Origin of the sequence: Actinokineospora bangkokensis (genome assembly GCF_001940455.1) — a bacterium.
In the GTDB taxonomy this organism is placed as follows: domain Bacteria; phylum Actinomycetota; class Actinomycetes; order Mycobacteriales; family Pseudonocardiaceae; genus Actinokineospora; species Actinokineospora bangkokensis.
Genome location: NZ_MKQR01000026.1, coordinates 554,734 through 567,438 on the forward strand (window position 1 = coordinate 554,734; position 12,705 = coordinate 567,438).

At 74.7% G+C, this 12,705-nt stretch carries 12 protein-coding genes; 4 read left to right on the forward strand and 8 right to left on the reverse strand.

What is annotated here, in order from left to right:
• Nucleotide 1 precedes the first annotated feature (1 nt).
• Nucleotides 2-211, reverse strand: a complete 210-nt coding sequence (locus tag BJP25_RS25270) for an RNA polymerase sigma factor sigma-70 region 4 domain-containing protein (protein ID WP_075977458.1) — start codon at nt 209-211, stop codon at nt 2-4.
• Nucleotides 212-285: 74 nt separating this feature from the next.
• Between BJP25_RS25270 and BJP25_RS25275 the strand changes: the two genes are divergently transcribed.
• Nucleotides 286-1,047, forward strand: a complete 762-nt coding sequence (locus BJP25_RS25275) for a protein phosphatase 2C domain-containing protein (protein WP_075977459.1) — start codon at nt 286-288, stop codon at nt 1,045-1,047.
• Nucleotides 1,048-1,098: 51 nt separating this feature from the next.
• Here BJP25_RS25275 and BJP25_RS25280 read toward each other — a convergent pair whose 3' ends face one another.
• The 4 genes from BJP25_RS25280 to BJP25_RS25295 all read right to left on the reverse strand — a co-directional run bounded on the left by BJP25_RS25280 (nt 1,099) and on the right by BJP25_RS25295 (nt 5,785).
• Nucleotides 1,099-2,424 (reverse strand): UDP-glucose dehydrogenase family protein, encoded by a 1,326-nt coding sequence (locus BJP25_RS25280; RefSeq protein WP_075977460.1) that lies wholly within the window; start codon nt 2,422-2,424, stop codon nt 1,099-1,101.
• A 19-nt stretch (nt 2,425-2,443) separates the two neighbouring features.
• Nucleotides 2,444-3,838: a glycosyltransferase family 4 protein gene (locus tag BJP25_RS25285; protein WP_233158247.1), complete on the reverse strand. Its 1,395-nt coding sequence runs from the start codon at nt 3,836-3,838 to the stop codon at nt 2,444-2,446.
• Nucleotides 3,839-3,950: 112 nt separating this feature from the next.
• On the reverse strand, nt 3,951-4,808 hold the full coding sequence (locus BJP25_RS25290; RefSeq protein ID WP_075977462.1) for a glycosyltransferase: 858 nt from the start codon (nt 4,806-4,808) through the stop codon (nt 3,951-3,953).
• Nucleotides 4,805-5,785, reverse strand: a complete 981-nt coding sequence (locus tag BJP25_RS25295) for a glycosyltransferase family 2 protein (RefSeq protein WP_143219293.1) — start codon at nt 5,783-5,785, stop codon at nt 4,805-4,807. The genes BJP25_RS25290 and BJP25_RS25295 overlap by 4 nt, the downstream gene beginning before the upstream one ends.
• Before the next feature lie 122 nt (nt 5,786-5,907).
• Here BJP25_RS25295 and BJP25_RS25300 point away from each other — a divergent pair, with 122 nt between their 5' ends.
• Nucleotides 5,908-6,624: a polysaccharide deacetylase family protein gene (locus tag BJP25_RS25300; RefSeq protein ID WP_075977463.1), complete on the forward strand. Its 717-nt coding sequence runs from the start codon at nt 5,908-5,910 to the stop codon at nt 6,622-6,624.
• A gap of 8 nt (nt 6,625-6,632) precedes the next feature.
• Here BJP25_RS25300 and BJP25_RS25305 read toward each other — a convergent pair whose 3' ends face one another.
• From BJP25_RS25305 to BJP25_RS25315, 3 genes are read right to left on the reverse strand one after another with little or no spacing between them, the layout of a single operon-like run.
• Nucleotides 6,633-7,610, reverse strand: a complete 978-nt coding sequence (locus tag BJP25_RS25305; RefSeq protein WP_075977464.1) for a TolB family protein — start codon at nt 7,608-7,610, stop codon at nt 6,633-6,635.
• The gene (locus BJP25_RS25310) at nt 7,607-8,878 is read right to left on the reverse strand and encodes an MFS transporter (RefSeq protein ID WP_075977465.1); all 1,272 of its coding nucleotides are present in this window, start codon (nt 8,876-8,878) and stop codon (nt 7,607-7,609) included. Before BJP25_RS25310 ends, BJP25_RS25305 begins: the two co-directional genes overlap by 4 nt.
• A gap of 37 nt (nt 8,879-8,915) precedes the next feature.
• A complete protein-coding gene (locus tag BJP25_RS25315) occupies nt 8,916-10,052 on the reverse strand; it encodes a glycosyltransferase family 4 protein (protein WP_075977466.1) in 1,137 nt (378 codons plus the stop codon).
• 142 nt (nt 10,053-10,194) lie between these two features.
• On the opposite strand from BJP25_RS25315, the gene BJP25_RS25320 reads away from it, so the two are divergent.
• The gene (locus tag BJP25_RS25320; protein WP_075977467.1) at nt 10,195-11,268 is read left to right on the forward strand and encodes a hypothetical protein; all 1,074 of its coding nucleotides are present in this window, start codon (nt 10,195-10,197) and stop codon (nt 11,266-11,268) included.
• A 14-nt stretch (nt 11,269-11,282) separates the two neighbouring features.
• Nucleotides 11,283-12,704 (forward strand): O-antigen ligase family protein, encoded by a 1,422-nt coding sequence (locus BJP25_RS25325; protein WP_075977468.1) that lies wholly within the window; start codon nt 11,283-11,285, stop codon nt 12,702-12,704.
• Nucleotide 12,705 lies beyond the last annotated feature (1 nt).

Consider the following 12,705-nt stretch of genomic DNA (forward strand, 5'->3'; position numbering starts at 1 on the left):
GTCAGCTCCTCCCGTGCTTCTTGTGGACGGCCTGCCGGGTGACGCCCAGCTCGACCGCGATCTCCTGCCAGGACCAGCCGTCGGCCCGCGCGCTGCGCACCTGCACGGCCTCCAGCTGCTCAAGCAGCTTGCGCAGCGCGGCCACGGCCCGCAGCCCGACCCTGGGGTCCTCGCTCCCCGCCGCGGTGGCGAGGTGGGTTGCTCCGGTCATGGGCGTCAACTTACGTTGACACACTCGGCTGTGTCAACTCACGTTGACAGGCTCGGGGCCGGCAGGATGCCGCCATGCCGCGCATCGCAGTCGCCGAAGCACCCGGGGTGGGCCTCGACGGCCGGGACCGGCCCACCGAGGACGTGGTGATGGTGCTGGAGGACGCGGTCGTCGTCCTCGACGGCGCCACCTCGCCGCGCCAGGACATGCCGACCGGGGGCGCCTACGCCATCGAGCTGGGCGCCCAGCTCGTCGCCCGGCTCACCGCCGCCCCCGAGCTGCCGCTCACCCGCCACCTCGGGCAGGCCATCCGGGCCGTGGCCAGGGGCAACGGCTACCAGCCCGGCAGCGGCCCGTCCTCGACGGTGGCCCTGCTGCGCTGGACCGACGACGAGGTCGAGGCGCTGGTCCTGGCCGACAGCCCGGTCGTGGTGTTCACCCCCGGCGGCCCCGACCTGCTCGCCGACACCCGGCTGGCCGACCTGCCCGCCGCCGCCCGCGCCACCCACGAGGAGGTGGCCAGGCACCGCAACCGCGACGGCGGGTTCTGGGTGGCCGAGGCGGTGCCCGCCGCCGCCGAGCGGGCGCTGTGCCGCAGCTGGCCCCGCTCGCAGGTGGAGGCGGTGCTCGTCACCACCGACGGGGTGTCCTGCGGGGTGGACGACTACGGCCTGCTCGACTGGCCCGGGTGCCTGGCGCTGGCGCGCGCCCAGGGGCCGCAGGCGCTGCTCGACGCGGTGCGCGAGGCCGAGCGCGGCGACCCCGACCGCACCCGGTGGCCGCGCCCGAAGGTGCACGACGACCAGGCCGCGGTCTTCCTCGACTTCACCGGCTGAGCGCCGCGGACCAGACCCGGTGGTCCGCGGGTGGTGGCGCCGGGGGCGGGGTCAGGCGGGCTGGTTCTTGCCCAGGCCGATCCACTCGAAGCCGCCGCGGCGGGCCACGGCCGGGTCGAGCAGGTTGCGGGTGTCGATCACGGTGGGGCGCGCGGCGACCTCGGCCAGGTGCGCCCAGTCCAGCGACCGGAACTCCGGCCACTCGGTGAGGATCACCACCGCCTCGGCGTCCTTGGCCGCCACGTACGGGTCGTCGACCAGGGTGATCGCGGCCAGGTCGCGGTGCGGGTTGTCCGGGCGCAGGGCCGGGTCGTAGCCGACCAGCTCCGCGCCCGCCTGCCGCAGCAGGGCCGCCACGGCCAGCGCCGGGGAGTCGCGCAGGTCGTCGGTGCCCGCCTTGAACGTCAGGCCGAACAGGGCGATCCGCTTGCGCGACAGCGAGCCGCCGCGCCGCCCGGTGACGGCCAGGCGGACCTTCTCCACCATCCGCTGCCGCTGGCGGGTGTTGGTGTCGATGGTGGCGCGGATCAGCCGGAACTCGAAGTCGGCGGCGTCGGCCAGCTGGAGCATCGCGGAGGTGTCCTTGGGCAGGCAGGACCCGCCCCAGCCCGGGCCGGGCTGCAGGAACGCCTGGCCGATGCGCTTGTCGTAGCCCATGCCCTCGGTGACGTCGGTGATGTTCGCGCCGAGCCGGTCGCACAGCTCGGCCACCGCGTTGACGTAGGACAGCTTCATCGCCAGGAAGCAGTTCGCCGCGTACTTCACCAGCTCGGCGGAGGGGGCGTCGGTGAGCACGGTGGGCGCGCCGAGGCGGGAGTACAGCGCCGCCACCCGCTCGGCCGCGTCCTGCGACGAGCCGCCGACGACGATGCGGTCCGGGTTGAGGAAGTCCGACACCGCGCTGCCCTCACGCAGGAACTCCGGGTTGGACACCACGGCGACGTCCGCGCGGTCGAGCAGCTCGGAGGTGCGCTCGGCGGTGCCCACCGGCACGGTCGACTTGTTGACCACCACGCAGCCCGCGGGCAGCGCGGTGCGGACCTCCTCCAGCACCGACTCGACGATGCTCAGGTCGGCCACCCCGCCCACGCCCATCGGGGTCGGCACGCAGAGGAACACGACCTCCGGGCCCTGCTCGGTGTGCCGCACCGCCGCCGAGGCGCCGAGCACGAAGCTCAACCGGCCCGCGGCGATTCCCTCGGCCACCAGCTCGGCCAGGCCCGGCTCCAGGATGTCGATCTCACCGCGGCGCAGCCGGTCCACCTTGGCCGCGTCGACGTCGGCGCAGACGACGTCGTGGCCCAGCGAGGCCAGGCAGGCGCCGGTGGTCAGGCCAACGTAGCCGGTGCCGACCACGGCGATCCGTCGGACGAACACGTCAGGTCTCCTCTGGGTGTCAGCTCGCGCTCGGCGCGGGTTCGGTCCCGGGCGCCATCATGCGAGCCGCGGCGAAGGCGCGCAACGCCCGGTCGTCGCGCAGGTCGACCAGGCGGTTGCCCCACTGGTCGACCGGGTGGCCCGCGTCACCGCGGCGGGCGCGGCGGTCGGTGGCGGGCCAGCCGTCCGGGAACGGCCCGGCGGAGGCGAAGCCCAGCAGCTCGTCGAACACGTGCACGTAGGCCTGGGCCTGCGGGCGCCAGTCGAGCACCTGCTCGCAGCGGCGGCGGCCGGTGAAGCCCAGCTCGGCGCGCCGGTCGGGGTCGTCGGCCAGCGCGACCACCGCGTCGGCCAGGCCGTCGGCGTCGCCGGGCTCGACGTAGACGGCGCTGTCGCCGCCGGAGACGACCGTCTCGGTGAGCCGGTAGGCGACCACGGGCAGCGCGTAGGCCATGTACTCCATGGTCTTGTTCATGGTCGAGACGTCGTTGAGCGGGCTGAGCGGGTCCGGCGACAGGCCGATCGTGGCGGCGCTGAGGTAGCGGGTGATCTGCTCGGGCCCGACCCGGCCGGTGAACTCGACGTACCCGTCGAGGCCCAGCTCGCCGCTCTGCCGCTTGAGGTCGTCGAGGCAGTCGCCGAAGCCCAGCAGCGCGAAGCGGAAGTCGGTGCGGCCGCGGGTGTGCACGATGCGGTGCGCGGCGCGCAGCACGCCGTCGACGCCGTCCTGCGGGCCCATGATCCCCAGGTACGCCACCAGGTGTTCACCGCCGCGCCGCACGGCGTCGTCGGCGTAGACGGGGCGCATCCTGGAGGTGTCCGGACCGGACCGCACGACCGTGGTGTGCTCGCGGCGCACGCCGCCGCGGCGCACGGCGATGTCCTGGTAGGAGGTGTTGGTGGAGATCACCCGGTCCGCGGTGCGGAAGGTGCGGCGCTCCAACCACTTGAGCAGGCCGAGCTGCACCTTGCCGACGAGGCCGGTGGGCTCGCCGAAGCGGGAGCGGTACACCTCGGGGTTGAGGTCGTGGTGGTCGAAGACGAACCGCACGCCGACGAGCTTCCACAGCAGCGCCAGCGCCCAGTAGGTGTCCGGCGGGTTGCACGCCTGGATCACGTGGAACCGCGACCGGCGGCGCACCTTGAGGCTCAGCAGCGCGGTGCGCACCCAGCAGTAGGCGAACTCCCAGGCGAAGCCCAGCGCGCCCTCGGCCTGCCGGGGCGGGGCGTACTTGTGCAGGTGCACCCCGTCGAGCACCTCGTGAGCAGCGTCACCCGGGCCCTTCGGGCAGATGACGGACACCTCGTAGCCCGCGGCGCGCAGCGCCTGGCACTCCAGCCAGACCCGGCGGTCGAGCGGGACGGGCAGGTTCTGCACGATGACCAGCACGTGCGGGGCGCGGTGACGCCTCACGGTGGACCTCATTCTGTGGGGACGGGCGGTGGGCCGCGACAGGGCCGACGCTCAGTAATCGCAAATCGACACCATCGGGTTACGTGATCCCGAGCCCCACTCCGCCTGGCGGTCAGATTGCTGCGGAGGGTGTACTCCGGCTCGTGGAATCCACCGACCAGGATGAATCCGTGCCCCGAACCTTGCGCCACAGCAACAACGCGCGCTCGGCCACCAGGACGGCCAGGTAGCAGCCCGCGTCGCCCACCCGGACCGCGCCGGAGCGGACAGCGGTGACCACTTCGGACAGCCCGATGGGGCGGGCGGTCGCCCGGTGCCCCAACCGGTCCAGCTCGGCGTTGCCCCGGCGCACCCGCGCCCGGCGGCGGACGGTGGCGACCACGGTCCGCGGCGGGCGCACCAGCGAGCGGGCCCCCGGCACCGCGCCCGCCTCGCCCTCGGTGAACGAGCGGTGCACGTACCCGTCGTCGGCGATCACCCGCGGCATCGGGAACACCCGGGCGTGCCCGGCCTCGGACAGCAGGTACGCCCCGGTGCCCGACAGGCCGCGGCGGTCCCGCATCAGGTGCTCGAACACCCGGTGGAAGCCCGCGACCAGCCGCGAGGCGCCCGCCATGTCGTAGCGCGGCACCGGCGCCGCGGCCAGGGCGCCCGCGGCGGCGCTGGCGGCGAGCAGCCGCACCGACGCCACGCCCAGCTCCACGTCCGCGTCGAGGTAGAGGCGGGGGAAGCCGGTGCAGGCGCGGTCGCCCAGCACCAGCGCGTTCGCCTTGCCCGGCTCAGCCGTCTCGACCACCCGCACCCCGAACGCGCGCGCCACGTCGGCGGTGCCGTCGGTGCAGGCGTTGGCCACGACCACCACGTCCAGCTCGCCGGGCGCGGCGCCGTCGAGCAGGGCGCGCAGGGTGCGGCCGAGCACCCCGGCCTCGTTGTGCGCGGGCACCACCACGGAGACTGCGGGGACGGTCATGCCGCGACCCGCTCCCCGGGCAGGGGAAGCGACGGCGACCAGCCCGACGCCCACTCCGCGCGCCTGCGCCACACCTCGCTCCACCGGCCCGGCCTGCGCAGGGCCCGCTCGGCGGTGGCGCGCAGCAGCACGCCGAGGGCCAGCGCGCCCAGCCCGTACCGGCGGGCCGGGCCGCGGTAGTGGCGCTGCACGACGGTCGCCCGTCCACACAGGACGAGCACGTCGCGGCCCGCGCGGGAGGTCGACGACGCGCCGATGTCGTGCACGACCACGGCGTCCGGGGTCATCGAGGGCCGGTACCCGAGGCGGGCGGCCCGCAAGCACAGGTCCTGGTCCTCGCCGTAGATGCGGAACAGCTCGTCGAACCCGCCGAGCCGGTCCCACAGCGCGCGGGACACGAGCAGGAAGCCGCCGCTGACCACGTCCACGTGCCGGGGCGTGGTGCGGTCCCAGCCGCCCAGCGCCTCCGGGTCGAACAGCCGCGACCCGCGCGCCACCACGGACAGGCCCAGGGCCCCGCAGGTCAGGCTCCACAGGGTGATCCGGCCGAAGCAGCTGCGCGGGTCCGCGCCGCCGTCCGGGGTGCGGTAGCGGCCGCCGACGACGCCGTGGTCGGGGTGGGCGCGCAGGTGCGCCAGCAGGGTGTCGACGGCGCCGGGCTCGGGCTCGGCGTCGGGGTTGAGCAGCAGGACGAACTCGCCCCTGGCCCGCTCGACGCCGCGGTTGACCGCGTGCCCGAAGCCGGTGTTGCGGTCCAGGCGCAGCACCGCCGCCGGGCCGAGGAAGTGCTCGGCGACGTCGGCGGCGCCGTCGGCGGAGGCGTTGTCGGTGAGGAGCACCTCGTGCGCGGCGGCGGGCGCGGCGGGCCCGGTGAGCGCGGCGAGGGTGCGCCGGAGGTGGTCGGCCGCGTTGTAGGAGACCATCACGACGGACACGTCCACTGTGGTCCCCGGGGTGGTCGCTGCTGCGGTGGGCACGGCTGGATCTGGCACGCCCTCGTCCCGGTTCGGGGCCGGACGCGGGTGTCCGGGCTTCGTCGACGGGATCGGCCGCGCGCCGACCGCCGTTACACGATCGGGTGACTGGCAGGATGGCGCGCATGGTGCCCCCCGCCGTCCGCAGGCTCGTGCTCCCGATGACCTCCGCCGTGGGGTCGGTGCGCACCGTGGTGACCCCGGGGCGGCGCGTGGTGCTGACCTACGACGACGGCCCGGTGCCCGTGGACACCCCCGGCGTGCTGGCGGCGCTGGCCGAGCACGGCGCGCGCGCCACGTTCTTCGTGCTGGTCGCGCGCGCCGAGCGGGAACCGGGCCTGCTGCGCGAGGTCGTCGCCGCGGGCCACGAGGTCGCGCTGCACGGCATCGACCACGTGCGGCTCACCGCGCTCGCGCCCGGGGAGGTGCGGCGGCGCACCGCCGAGGGCAAGCAGCGGCTGGAGCAGCTGCTCCAGGCCCCCGTCCGCTGGTTCCGCCCGCCCTACGGCGCGCAGACCCCGGCGACCTGGGCGGCGGTGCGCCGCTGCGGGCTGGAGCCGGTGGTGTGGAACCGCACGGGCTACGACTGGCTGGACGAGCCCGTCGAGGACGTCGCCCGGCGCACCCTCGACGGCGTGGCCGCCGGGGACGTGGTCCTGCTGCACGACGGCTTCGCCTCCGCCGACGTCGGCGTCGACGACGGCCCGCCGCCCGCCTTCCGGCGCGAGGACCTGGCCCGCCGCGTCCTCGACGGCCTGGTGCAGCGCGGGTTGGAGCCGGTTTCGCTCGGGCAGGCTGTTGCCGAAGGGCGTGCGGTGAAGGGCGCCTGGTTCCGCAAGTAGCGCGGCGGTCAGGAGGTGGGCGACGGGGACTGGGCGTCGGCGATGAGCAGCGACGGCGGGGCGCTGCCGTCGGCGGGCACGGTGTAGATCGAGGGCACCTTGGCGTTGCGCAGCGCGGCGCCGTAGGCCAGGTGGGCGTCGTCGAGCCAGGCGGGCTGGTCGTCGAGGCCCACCGTGCCGGGGACCTCGCGGTCGGCGCCGGTGGCGATGTCGTAGACGTTGAGCACCCAGGCGCCGAGGCGGCCCTGGCGCTTCTTGAACGCGACCCGGGTGCCGTCCGGCGACAGCGACGGGCACTCGGCGTTCTGGATGACGTCCTCGGCGGTGCGGGCGCGCAGGTCGCCCTTCACCAGCCAGGTCCGGCCCGCGGTGGCGAGGGTGGCGTAGAAGGTGCGGTCGTCGTCGGCGACGGTGACGCCCCAGTAGTTGCGGTCGGCGGCGGTGACCTCCGCCCCCTCCAGGTGGACGGTGAAGGTCTCCAGGGAGTCGACGACCTCGCCGGTGCGCAGGTCGAGCACGCCGGTGCGGGTGGAGAAGCCGCCGGGCACCGAGTACGAGTCGCCGGTGACGAAGGTGGTCCAGCTCACCACGTTGCCCGAGTGCGAGACCCTGGCCCGGCTGGGGATGCCCGCGAGCGGCACGGTGTGGGTGAGCGCGCCGGAGGCGTTCGTGACGGCCACCTCGTAGCTGGGGCCGATGCCCGCCAGGCGCAGGCACACGGTGTTGCCCCGGGAGCGGTAGACGCGCTCGCAGCGCATGTCCGTGGCGGTGCGCCCCGAGGCCGGGTCGTCGACCTTCGCCAGGTGGTCCACCTGGTGCAGGCCGGAGGACATGTCCACGAACAGCAGGCCGCCCGTGGCCTGCGGGGACGGGCCCGCCTCGGCCGTGGACGTGCCCGCGAACTTGACCACCAGGTACGTCCCCCCGGCGACCACCACGAGCACGATGGCGGCGATCGCGAGCAGTGCCCGCCGACGCGCGGTCATCCCGCGTCCCCTTCCCGCTCGACCCGCCGCCCGGTGGCCGAGGACCGGCCCACGAGCAGCACCGACACCACCAGCGCGGCGCCCAGCGCCGCCGCGGCGACCGCCGTGGCGGTGGGCATGGCCACCACCGACAGCAGGACGCCGAACAGCACCGACGACAGCAGCCGCGCCAGGGCCTGGCCGGTCTGCACCACGGCCATCCCGCCCGCGCGCAGGTGCTCGGGCACCACCGCGCCCGCGTACGCCATGAGCACGCCGTCGGTGGCGGCGTAGAACAGCCCGTGCGCGGCCAGGGCCGCGGCCAGCACGCCGTAACCGCCCCAGGGCAGCAGCAGCGCGGCGTAGACGCCCAGCAGCAGCACGTGCCCGCCGACGAACACCGGCCACCGGCCCACCCGGTCGGCCAGCCTGCCCACCGGGTAGGCCGCGAGCAGGAACACCAGTGCGGTGCCCAGCGGCAGCAGCGGCAGCACGTGGGTGGGCACCCCGAGGCTCTTCTGGGCGACGACGAAGACGAACGCGTCGCTGATCGTGGCCAGCCCCAGCAGCGCCGCGGCGAGGGCGACGCGCCGGAACCGGGTGTCGCGCAGCAGCCCGAACGCCGACCGCAGCCGCACCTTCGGCAGCCCCGCGGGCAGCCTGCGCGGCTCGTTGGGCACGAACCCGGCCAGCACGATCAGCGCGATGAGACCGAAGCAGAAGCTGGTCACGAAGATCGGCCCGGAGTCGGTGCCCAGCGACGCCAGCAGCAGGAACGTCAGCAGCGGCCCGAACAGGGCGCCCACGGTGTCCATCGCCCGGTGCACGCCGAAGGCCCGGCCGAGCGCGTGCGGCGGGGTGGCCAGCGAGATCAGCGCGTCGCGCGGGGCCGTGCGCAGGCCCTTGCCCGCCCGGTCGAGCGCGAGCACGCCGCCGATGGCCACACCCGACGACCCGGCCAGCGGGAAGACGAGCTTGGTGGCCGCCGACAGCGCGTACCCGGCGAAGGCGACCGCCTTGTGCCTGCCGAGCCGGTCGGCCAGGTAGCCGCCGACGAGCCGCAGCACGGTGGTGGCGCCGGTGTAGAGCCCGTCGAGCAGTCCGAACTGGACGTAGCCGAGCTGGAGCGTGTAGATCAGGTACAGCGGCAGGAACGCCGACACCATCTCCGCGGAGACGTCGGTCAGCAGGCTCACGGTCCCGAGGGCGAACACCACCCCGGGCACCCGGCCGGGCGCCGTGGGGCCGCCGCCGCCCTCGGGGGTGGCGCGCGCGGACGCCAGGTACAACCGCTGCTCCTCACCGTCGCGGCGGGCCGACCCGCGGTCAGCCCACCAGCCCGCGGGCGATGCCCGCGACCTGCTCGGCGGCGCGGGCCCACGAGTAGTGGGCGCGCACCCCGGCCATGCCGCCCGCCACCCGGTCGAAGGCCGCGTCGTCGGCGCGCAACCGGGCGATGGCGGCGGCCAGCTCAGCCGGGTCATCGGAGTCGACGAGGTCGCCGTTACCACCGGTGACGACGATCTCGGGCATGGCGAAGGCCCGCCGCGCCACGCACGGCAGGCCCCGGGACAGGGCCTCGACCAGCGCGATCCCGAACCCCTCGAACCGCGACGGCATGACGAACAGGTCGTGCTCGTCGTACACCGCGGCCAGCTGGTCGACCGGCAGCCGACCCAGGAACGTCACCCCGGGTGGCGGCTCGCCCACCATCGGCCACTCCTTCGGGCCGACGACGGTCAGGGTGAAGGCGGGGTCCACCTCGGCCCGCAGCAGCGCCAGCGCCGCGACGACCTGCGGGCCGGACTTGGTGTTGAAGTCCTTGCCGACGAGCAGCAACCGGGTGCGCGCGCCCTCCCGGCGGCGGCGCAGCACCTCGTCGGACACCGGCGCGCCCGCCCACCCCGCGGAGGCGCCCGGGTTCACCACGTGGACCTTGTCCGCGTCCACACCGGACACGCGCACCAGGTGGTCGGCGAACCAGCGGCTCATCGCGAGCACCCCGGCGGCCTCGGCGTACACCCCGCGCTGGCGGTCGCGCAGCCGGACCAGGTCCGCCTCGCCCAGCGACGGGAAGTGGGTGAGCTTGCCGTCGGCGTCGCGGTGCTCGAAGAGGACGTCGTAGCTGAGGTCCTGGAGCACCAGGAACGGTCTGTCCACAACGGCCAGGTCCTGCACCTGGAGCACGACGTCGGCGCCGGAGGCGGCCACGTCCCTGCGCACCGCGGTGTCGAGGTAGCGCCGGGCGAGCCGGGAGTGCTTCCACATCGACACCCAGGCGCCGTCCACCCGCCGCGCGTGCACGGCCTTGAGGCCCACCCGGACCGGGTCGGGGAAGGACACGCCCGCGTCGACGACGCGCAGGTCGGATCGGTCGCGCAGGGCCTGCCGGAGGTTCCAGGGGGTGTAGGACCAGGTCTGCTCCGGCTGGGGGTCCCAGGCGCACGTGAAGCCCAGCAGCACGGCGTCACCATACTGGTGCTTGACGCACGGGTAGTAACGATTCCCTCGGACGAGCGACACACGATCCGGAGGGGCACGCCGACCTGCGCTACGCGCCGCAGGGGCGGCACTCGGGATGGGCCTCTTGGATCGGGGACACGCGATGGACTTCTGGAAGACGGTCGGCGTACTGCTCAAGCGGTGGCCGGTGGCGCTGGCGGTGTTCGGCATCACCCTCGGCATCGCCGGTGCGGCGTTCGCGGCGGTCCCCACCGAGTACGAGTCCAAGGGCCTGGTGATCCTCACCGTGCCCACCTCGGGCGCCACCGTCACCAACGACCCGGCCAAGCCCGCGGGCCAGGTCAACCCGCTGCTCGCCTTCGACGGCAGCCTCCAGGTGACCTCGCAGCTGCTGGTGCAGACGCTCAACGACCCGAAGATCGTCGAGCAGTTGGCTGGCCAGGGCGCCACCGCCGACTACCAGGCGGGCGACGGCTCGCTCGACGGCCCGTTCATCATGGTCATCGCCGACGGGACCTCCCCGGACGAGGCGCAGCGCACGGTGTCGCTGGCCTTCGACCGGGTGCGCGAGGAGCTGACCAAGCGCCAGACCGGCCTGGGCGCGCCCACCTCGACGTTCATCAACATGGAGAACGTGGTCGCGCCGACCCCGGCCGAGCCCAAGATCGGCGGCAAGGTGCGGGCCGCGGGCGCCGCCTTCGCCCTCGGCGTCGCCGCGTCGCTGACCTCGGTGTACATGCTGGAGTCGCGCTCGCGGTCGCGGGCGCGGCGCGGGACCGGCAAGGCGGGCCGGGCGGTCGAGCGGGCCGAGGTCGTCGTCGAGCCGGAGCCCACCCGCGAGGAGGAGCCCGCCGCACCGGCGCCGTCCCCGCTGTCCACCGCCAAGCCGCTGCCGAGCGGGGCGGTGCTCTCCAGCGGGCCGGTGCCCGCGAAGCCGGTCAACGGCAAGCAGCCCGTCGCCGCGCGCAGCAGCGGCGGCCAGCACCCGGCCCAGCACTCCAACGGCGCCCAGCACGGCGGCGCCCGCACCCCCGGCTCGACCGGCGGGCACCCCCAACCGCAGCCGGGCGACCCGAACGCCACCCGCCGGATGACCCCGGTCAAGCCCCCGCAGGCCCCGCCGGGCAGTGGTCAGCCGGGCAGTGCTCAGCCGGGCGGCGGCCAGCAGGGCACGGGCAAGCCGCAGCCGGGCGCGCCGCGCAGGCCCGGCGCCTGAGACCCGGCCGTCCGGTGACGACCCCCCGCACGGACCTGCACGACCTCGCCGACGAGGGCAAGCGGGTCCGCACGCGCACCGACGCGGCCAGCCTCGTCTGCGCCTACCTCTGCTTCCTGGTGCTGGTGCCCGCCCGGCTGGTGATCGGCGGGCTGCCGCTGGACATCCGCCCCTCGCTGCTGCTCGGCCTGGGGCTGGGCCTGTGCTGGCTGTGCGCGCAGATGGTGGACAACCTGGGCATGGCCAAGGGGCGCAACCCGGCCCGCACGGCCATCTTCTGCTTCGCCGCCTCGCAGGTGGCCACCTACGGGTACGCGACCTGGAAGTACCTGCCCGCCGACGAGCTCAAGTCCGCCGACCTGAGCTTCGTGACGATCCTCGGGCTGCTGGTCGTCGGCCTGCTGGTGTGCGACGGCATCCGCACCATCGACCGGTTGGACAAGGTGCTCCAGTTCGTCGTGGTGGCCTGCGCGGTCATGGCCGCGATCGGGCTGTTCCAGTTCTTCACCGGGTTCGACCTGACCAAGTACATGGTCGTGCCGGGGCTGCGCGAGGTCGGGTCGGGCGAGGCGGTGCTGGAGCGGTCGATCTTCCGCCGCCCCTCGGGCACCGCGGGCCACCCCATCGAGTTCGGCGTGGTCTGCGCGTTCGCGGTGCCCTTCGCCGCCCACTACGCCTTCCGCGCCCAGGCGCTGGGGGTCAAGACCCGCAAGTGGTGGGTGATGCTGCTGGTGCTGGCCACCGGGGCCACGGTGTCGCTGTCGCGCTCGGCGATCCTCGGGCTGCTGGTGGCGATGATCTTCCTGCTGCCCACCTGGCCCGCCAAGCGGGCGCTGCAGACCGTGGTCGCCGCCGCCGGGTTCCTGGTGGTGCTCCGGTTCTTCGTGCCGGGGCTGGTGGGCACGCTGGTCAGCCTGTTCAGCAACATCTCCAACGACCCCAGCATCCAGGGCCGCACCGACGACTACGCCACCACCTCGCAGACGATCGCGGAGAACCTGTGGCTGGGCAAGGGCTTCGGCACCTACCTGCCCTCCCGCTACGGGCCGCTGGACAACCAGTACCTCGGCACCATCGTGGAGAACGGGCTGATCGGGCTCGCCGCCCTGATCGCGCTGTTCCTGGCGGGCATGTGGGCCGCGGGCGCGGCCCGGCGCAGCACCACCGACCCGCACCTGCGCGACCTCGCGCAGACCATGCTGGCCTGCACCGCGATGCTCGGCGTCTCCAGCGTCACCTACGACACCTTCGCGTTCAAGATCGCCAGCGGGCTGATGTTCATCCTCATCGGCGCGGCCGGGGCGCTGCAGCGGATCCTGCGCGCGCACCGCCGGTCGTTCTCCGCGCCCACCATGCGCATCAGCGCGAAGGCGCTGGCCGCGTGGGCGAGCCAGGGCATGGCCTCGGCCCGCGCGCACGCCAGGCACCCGCGGTGAG

Coding starts and splice junctions, on each gene's coding strand:
- BJP25_RS25300 (WP_075977463.1), top strand. CDS start 5,908: ATGGTGCCCCCCGCCGTCCGCAGGCTCGTGCTCCCGATGACCTCCGCC.
- BJP25_RS25270 (WP_075977458.1), bottom strand. CDS start 211: ATGACCGGAGCAACCCACCTCGCCACCGCGGCGGGGAGCGAGGACCCC.
- BJP25_RS25275 (WP_075977459.1), top strand. CDS start 286: ATGCCGCGCATCGCAGTCGCCGAAGCACCCGGGGTGGGCCTCGACGGC.
- BJP25_RS25290 (WP_075977462.1), bottom strand. CDS start 4,808: ATGACCGTCCCCGCAGTCTCCGTGGTGGTGCCCGCGCACAACGAGGCC.
- BJP25_RS25305 (WP_075977464.1), bottom strand. CDS start 7,610: ATGACCGCGCGTCGGCGGGCACTGCTCGCGATCGCCGCCATCGTGCTC.
- BJP25_RS25320 (WP_075977467.1), top strand. CDS start 10,195: ATGGACTTCTGGAAGACGGTCGGCGTACTGCTCAAGCGGTGGCCGGTG.